Raw genomic sequence first — 5,355 nt, forward strand, 5'->3', positions numbered from 1 at the left:
GACGCGACAGCGATACCCTGACCCACATAGCGCATTGAACGTCCCCCTACGCACTAACACCTACTGAAGATTGCGACGTTTGGCAATCAGGAAGCGACACCGGTTGATGAGCAGAGGCTGCGGGATGACCCGCCAGCTATGTCGCGCGCAATGAGCCAGAATGAGCCAGCGCGACATCATCAACGCGACGGCGAATGCGTCAGCCTCCGTTTCCTGATAGTCATTTCGCGCATCGCTTTGCGTCGGCGCCCGACGCAGGATCTGATCCTCATCATCAAGACTGGGCTGGTGGGACATCAGGCAGTGCCCTAACTCGTGGGCTGCGGTGAAACGTTGGATGCTCAAGGGCCTCTCGGTCGTCACCATTATCCCTGGAGCCGGGGAGTTCAGGACCGCGCCCAGCAGACCCTTCAAAGGCCGCAGCATCAGTGGCACGTCAAGCTCTGCGATGACCGCAAAAACATGAACCGCATCCGGCTCGGCTTCGAGGCGATTTTGCAGGTCGAGTCGACGCTGGAGGCGACTGGCCGCCGCCGTGCCGTTCCTGACCGCTTCTGCATAGCTTCGCGCCACGATGTCACCCCTCTCCCGGCTTGGCGCGCGTCCGCAGATAGTCAGCGAATTTGGCTAGCTCCAACCTGTCGTTTTGAGACAGATCAGCGAGGCGCGTGCTGTCATCGAGCGCTGGCGCATGGACTACAACCACGTCAGGCCGCACTCGGCGCACGGCGGACTGACCCCCGAGGCGGTGCGCCTGAACTCCGCGGCCGTTCGGCTGCCCAACTTGATCAGCTCCGCCGCACGGCCACTCCCGCAGACGACGCAGATCAGGTATCAACCCCCTGGGCTCTCATAATGATCGAAGGACCAGTGGGGGGCGCCTCAGCCGTTCCACGGCTTCATGCACGGGCTGATGGGGTCGCTGATCCGGGCGGATGCCGTCGCCTCGTGGGCGAGCCAACATTCTCCCAGGTGATCCGCCCTCGAGGTCGTCTCGGCCGGCACCGCGTCGTGGTTCCGGCGATGGTTCGGTGGACGCCTAGAGGGCCGGTTCGCCGAGCATGAATCCCTTCCGCCAGATTAAAATTACGGTGTCCGGAGGGCGACGATTTGAGGGATCGTTCCGGAGTGGGAACGATGCACACCTTACGCACAGCTGCGAGGGGTTAAGCGACTGAATAGGCTGAAGAAAAAAACGGCGGGAAGTAGCGTACTATACGCTACCGTCGCCTGAGCGCCTATTTTTTACGTTTTTTCAGGTACTTAACGGTAGCGTATAGTACGCTACCGGTGGAAGATTGGAGCTTGAATTCGCGGCGACTTGACCGCCAACGAGCTAGCCGATGGAACGAGTCCCCTGCCGGATCTGACCGTAGCCTATCCTCGTGCGGATCTCTGATGGTGAGCACTGTTGAACGGATCCCCCGCTCTGGCCCAGTTGGTTCGTCGCGTCTGTCACCAGAAACTCACCGAAGGAGCGCTTGATTGGCAGGTATGTGCTCTTGCCAGTCATCTACGTCATTGAGCGAACCATGGTCGTTCCGCTTCAAAATCGACGCCGAAATGGGCCAAGCGCACCGCGCGGATCAGCCCCCCGCTCTGTAGGGCGTGAACGTCAGGGCGGCGTTCTTCGCCGTCTCTCGATCTCCTCGATCCGACGAGGCATTAGCTTGGCGATCCAATAGCCGACCACTTTGGCCGCGAGCGACAGGACAACGAAGGCGATCGCACACATCGCGAGCATCGCCAGAAACCTCAGACCCAGGTTCTCCACACGTTCGTCCTTCACTGCTCGCCCCACGGACATGGGGAATATTTCAAAGAGGCAAAGGGCACTGCCTAAGGCATCGGTCAGTGCACTTTTGACTTACGCTGGGCCTGGACGATATCCGCAAACTCCCTCGCTTCGCTTTCCGAAAGCAAGGCCTGCAGGGCCAAGCCGTGAAGCCTGTGAGGGCGCGTCCGGCCGCAGAATCTGTCAGCATCTAGTTCGCTGGCGCCATCGCCGGTGAGCACCAGCGCCCTCTCGTGGAGCGGTCGCATCGCCCAATAGGCCGAGAAGCAGTCGGCTAAGCCGCGGGAAAGATCGGAAGAACCGTCCAGCAGGAAGCCGCCATGCGTGTTTTGCCATTCGGCTAGGTCGCGGTCCAAGTCGGAGGAGAAGGCGTCCAAGTCGCCGCCTTCGCTTGCGCGATCAACCGCCTCTTCGATCTCTATCAACATTGCCTGACAGGCTTGGCGGTGCGCCTCGACATGTCGACGCGCCCATTCTGCGGTAACCAGTTGCGTGAGCATGGGATCGTGCACTGGCAGAAGGACCGCCAAATCGATGCTGACGTTGGCCCCGCTTTTATCTCGCTGGAGCGGGAGGAAGGACTGCAACGCCTCGAGGCGCTCATTAGCCTCTCTCTTGCCCAAACCCGTTTCGCGACACACTGCGGCAAGACTGGTGACAATTCGGCGCGGGTCGGGCGTGGCCGATGCGGACACTTGCCCTGACCATATCCGCATCATCGACCGAAGAACGGCGCGCAAGTCGCTGGGCATGCCCAGCTGATCTTCCGCGCGGGCCAGGACTTCAATGCTGACGACACCTATCGCGCCGGCCACATCCTCAGCAGCTAAAGACGATCGGGCGCCCAGGGTGAACTCCAAAAAGTCGAACATCCGCGCTCCAGGGTTATAAAAGCCGTTAATTCACACTGATCGTGTGTAGCTCAGAGCCTGGCCTCGGCGCAAGCGCGAAGGCGTGGCGCACGATAGAGACTTGGAATGGCTTGGCCGGCGTATCCGGCAACTCAGGACGTCGCGCGCCTTCAGCCAGGAAGAGCTGGCGGAGCGTTCCGGTCTTCACCGGAACTATATCGGCGGCATTGAGCGCGGCGAGCGGAACGTGGGCGTAAAGGCGCTTTTCGCTCTTGGTAGAGCCCTATCCGTGTCTCCGGCGGAGTTCTTCACAGACCTCTAAGCAGGCACGCTGCGCAGGAAGCCGCTCGTCGCCGTTAACCCGCTGGCAACACACGCCAGCGAACATGGCTGCACCCCTCTCCCCTCAAGATGTCGCCCGCGCTCTCGTCGGGTTTTAACATTCTTATGGGGTCCAATATGGGATCGCTCAGACAAAAAATGGCCGAGGCCGACCGGCAGACCCTGTCCACGGCCGAACCTTCAATTCCCGCAGATCAGGCGTGTTCAACCTTTGAAGCGGCGAAGATCGTCCTGGACCAGGCCTGCGCCTTGATGGTCGATGACGCCTTGCCCCCTCATAATCGAGCGAGCGCCGCACTTGCTCTTCTAGACGATCTGGCCCGCACCCTTGCTCGAGTGGCGATCGATCTGCAACTTGAAGGCTCCTCTCACCTCCAGGAGCCCGACGGCTGATGCGCACCGCACTTTATGCTCGCTATTCGACGGACCTCCAGAACGTCACCTCTATTGAGGACCAGTTCGCCACTTGCGGCGCCTTCGCCAGACAGCAGGACCTTTCGGTCACGACCACATTCCACGACGCCGCCCTCTCCGGCGCGTCGGCCGCCAATCGGCCTGGACTTCGCGCCCTGATGCGAGCGGCCAAGGCGCGTTCCTTCGACCTGGTCCTTTGCGAGGCGCTGGATCGACTGTCCCGATCCCAAGCGGACGTTTGGGCGATCTTCGAAGACCTCCGCTTCCATGGGATCAAGATCCGAACGATTTCCGAAGGCGATATCGGCGAACTTCAGATCGGCCTCATGGGAACCATGAACGCGCTGCAGCTCCAGGAGATCGGCCGAAAGACCCGGCGCGGGCAGCAAGGCGTCGCGCGTTCTGGTCGGCATACCGGTGGCTGCGTCTATGGCTATCAGATCCGGCGCGAGGTCAATGCTGGGGGTGAGTCGATCCGGGGGCTGCGTTCGATCAATGAAGCCGAGGCGGAAGTGGTCCGCGAGATATTCCGACGCTATGCGGCCGGCGCCTCTCCACGGGCGATCGTCGCTGATCTCAACGCACGCGGCGTTCCTGGACCCCGCGGCGGCAGATGGAACGCTTCGACCATCAACGGCAACGCCGCGCGCGGAAACGGCGTGATCCATAACGAACTTTATCGCGGTGTCCTGGTGTTCGGGCGGCAGACCTGGGTGAAGGACCGCCATACGGGCAAGCGGCAGGCGCGCTCCGGCGCGACCGAGGACGTCATCCGTACCGAGGTTCCGGACTGGCGGATCGTGCCCGAGCCTCTGTGGCTCAAGGTCCGGGCCCGTTATGAAGAGAACCGGCTCGGTCCCCAGAAGCGCTCATCCTTCGCCTCGGTACGCCCGAAACACCTTCTCAGCGGCAAGCTGACCTGCGGCGTCTGTGGCGGCCCGATGATCCGCAGCGGGTCCGAACAGCGTTTCATGTGCTCGTGGCGGAGGGAACGGGGCGAAGCGGCCTGCAGCAATGGCCGCGGCATCAAGGGCGGCGAGATCGAAGCGCGCGTGTTGGCGGCGGTCAAAGATCGCCTGCTGTCGTCAGAACTTGTTGCCGTTGCGGTGGACGAGGCCCGGCGATCAGCCGAGCGGGAAGCGCGAGAACTGACCTTAAGTCGCTCCAAGCTCGAGAAAGAACTGTCCGAGGTCAAGCGGCGGGCCGAGCGTCTGGTCGATCAGGTCGCCGACGGAGCTCTGACCGGCGTCGCCGTGAGGGATCGTTTGGATCTGCTAGAAATTCGCCGCGCCGAGTTGGAAGGCCGGCTGTCCGCTGCGCCTTCGCCGCCTGTGGTCGCCCTGCACCCCCGCCTGGCCGATCACTATCGCGCGGTCGTCGCCTCGCTGGAGCGTGTGCTGGACCGCAGCGACAGCGAAGCGGTGATGGAGGCGCGGGATTTGGTGCGTCGGCTGATCGAGACGGTCGTGGTCACGCCGCTGCCGGAGCGCGGGAGATTTTCGCTGACGGTCCAAGGCAAAATCGCCGCCCTGGTGGGCCAGGACGGCGATGATACTACGATATTGGGTGCGGGAGCAGGATTTGAACCTGCGACCTTCAGGTTATGAGCCTGACGAGCTACCGGGCTGCTCCATCCCGCGGCAGGGGTGGTTTGTGGAGGAAGAGGGGTTCGATAGGTTTTTCATCATCGGCTGTCCGCCTGGTAGACCCGGCGGCGACCTACTCTCCCGCGCCTTGAGACGAAGTACCATTGGCTCTGGAGGGCTTAACGACCGAGTTCGGAATGGGATCGGGTGGGGAACCTCCGACATAGCCACCAGGTCAACGAGGCGGACAGCGGATGATGAGAAGACATTGTCGTGACGATCATCGGGTCATTGATGATCATCGAATGAGTTTTGCTGAGAAACGATCAAACCGATCGGATTATTAGTACCAGTAAGCTTCACGCGT

7 protein-coding genes, 1 tRNA gene and 1 rRNA gene are annotated in these 5,355 nt (G+C 61.7%); 4 read left to right on the top strand and 5 right to left on the bottom strand.

The window, feature by feature from the left end; all coding sequences use genetic code 11:
- Window positions 1-60: 60 nt before the first annotated feature.
- The gene (locus AC1RKE_RS15900) at window positions 61-573 is read right to left on the bottom strand and encodes an ImmA/IrrE family metallo-endopeptidase (RefSeq protein ID WP_333897535.1); all 513 of its coding nucleotides are present in this window, start codon (window positions 571-573) and stop codon (window positions 61-63) included.
- A gap of 73 nt (window positions 574-646) precedes the next feature.
- On the opposite strand from AC1RKE_RS15900, the gene AC1RKE_RS15905 reads away from it, so the two are divergent.
- Window positions 647-856 carry an integrase core domain-containing protein gene (locus AC1RKE_RS15905; protein WP_416358908.1) on the top strand — a complete coding sequence of 70 codons (210 nt, stop codon included), beginning with the start codon at window positions 647-649 and terminating at the stop codon, window positions 854-856.
- Between the two features lie 759 nt (window positions 857-1,615).
- Here AC1RKE_RS15905 and AC1RKE_RS15910 read toward each other — a convergent pair.
- On the bottom strand, window positions 1,616-1,789 hold the full coding sequence (locus tag AC1RKE_RS15910) for a hypothetical protein (RefSeq protein ID WP_492897464.1): 174 nt from the start codon (window positions 1,787-1,789) through the stop codon (window positions 1,616-1,618).
- Between the two features lie 62 nt (window positions 1,790-1,851).
- Window positions 1,852-2,667, bottom strand: a complete 816-nt coding sequence (locus AC1RKE_RS15915) for a hypothetical protein (RefSeq protein ID WP_492897466.1) — start codon at window positions 2,665-2,667, stop codon at window positions 1,852-1,854.
- Between the two features lie 82 nt (window positions 2,668-2,749).
- Between AC1RKE_RS15915 and AC1RKE_RS15920 the strand changes: the two genes are divergently transcribed.
- The 3 genes from AC1RKE_RS15920 (at window position 2,750) to AC1RKE_RS15930 (ending at window position 5,009) form a co-directional block, all read left to right on the top strand.
- On the top strand, window positions 2,750-2,968 hold the full coding sequence (locus AC1RKE_RS15920) for a helix-turn-helix domain-containing protein (protein WP_492897468.1): 219 nt from the start codon (window positions 2,750-2,752) through the stop codon (window positions 2,966-2,968).
- Window positions 2,969-3,126: 158 nt separating this feature from the next.
- Window positions 3,127-3,381 (top strand): hypothetical protein, encoded by a 255-nt coding sequence (locus AC1RKE_RS15925; protein ID WP_492897470.1) that lies wholly within the window; start codon window positions 3,127-3,129, stop codon window positions 3,379-3,381.
- Entirely contained in the window at window positions 3,381-5,009 is a 1,629-nt protein-coding gene (locus AC1RKE_RS15930) for a recombinase family protein (protein WP_492897472.1), read from the top strand. Before AC1RKE_RS15925 ends, AC1RKE_RS15930 begins: the two co-directional genes overlap by 1 nt.
- On the opposite strand, the gene AC1RKE_RS15935 is transcribed toward AC1RKE_RS15930, so the two are convergent.
- A tRNA-Met gene (locus tag AC1RKE_RS15935) sits at window positions 4,966-5,042 on the bottom strand. The two genes, AC1RKE_RS15930 and AC1RKE_RS15935, sit on opposite strands and share 44 nt — an antisense overlap.
- Window positions 5,043-5,108: 66 nt before the next feature.
- Window positions 5,109-5,223: ribosomal RNA gene (gene rrf / locus AC1RKE_RS15940) — 5S ribosomal RNA — on the bottom strand.
- Between the last annotated feature and the right edge of the window lie 132 nt (window positions 5,224-5,355).

It is taken from the genome of Brevundimonas sp. GW822-FHT03E11, from assembly GCF_058801445.1.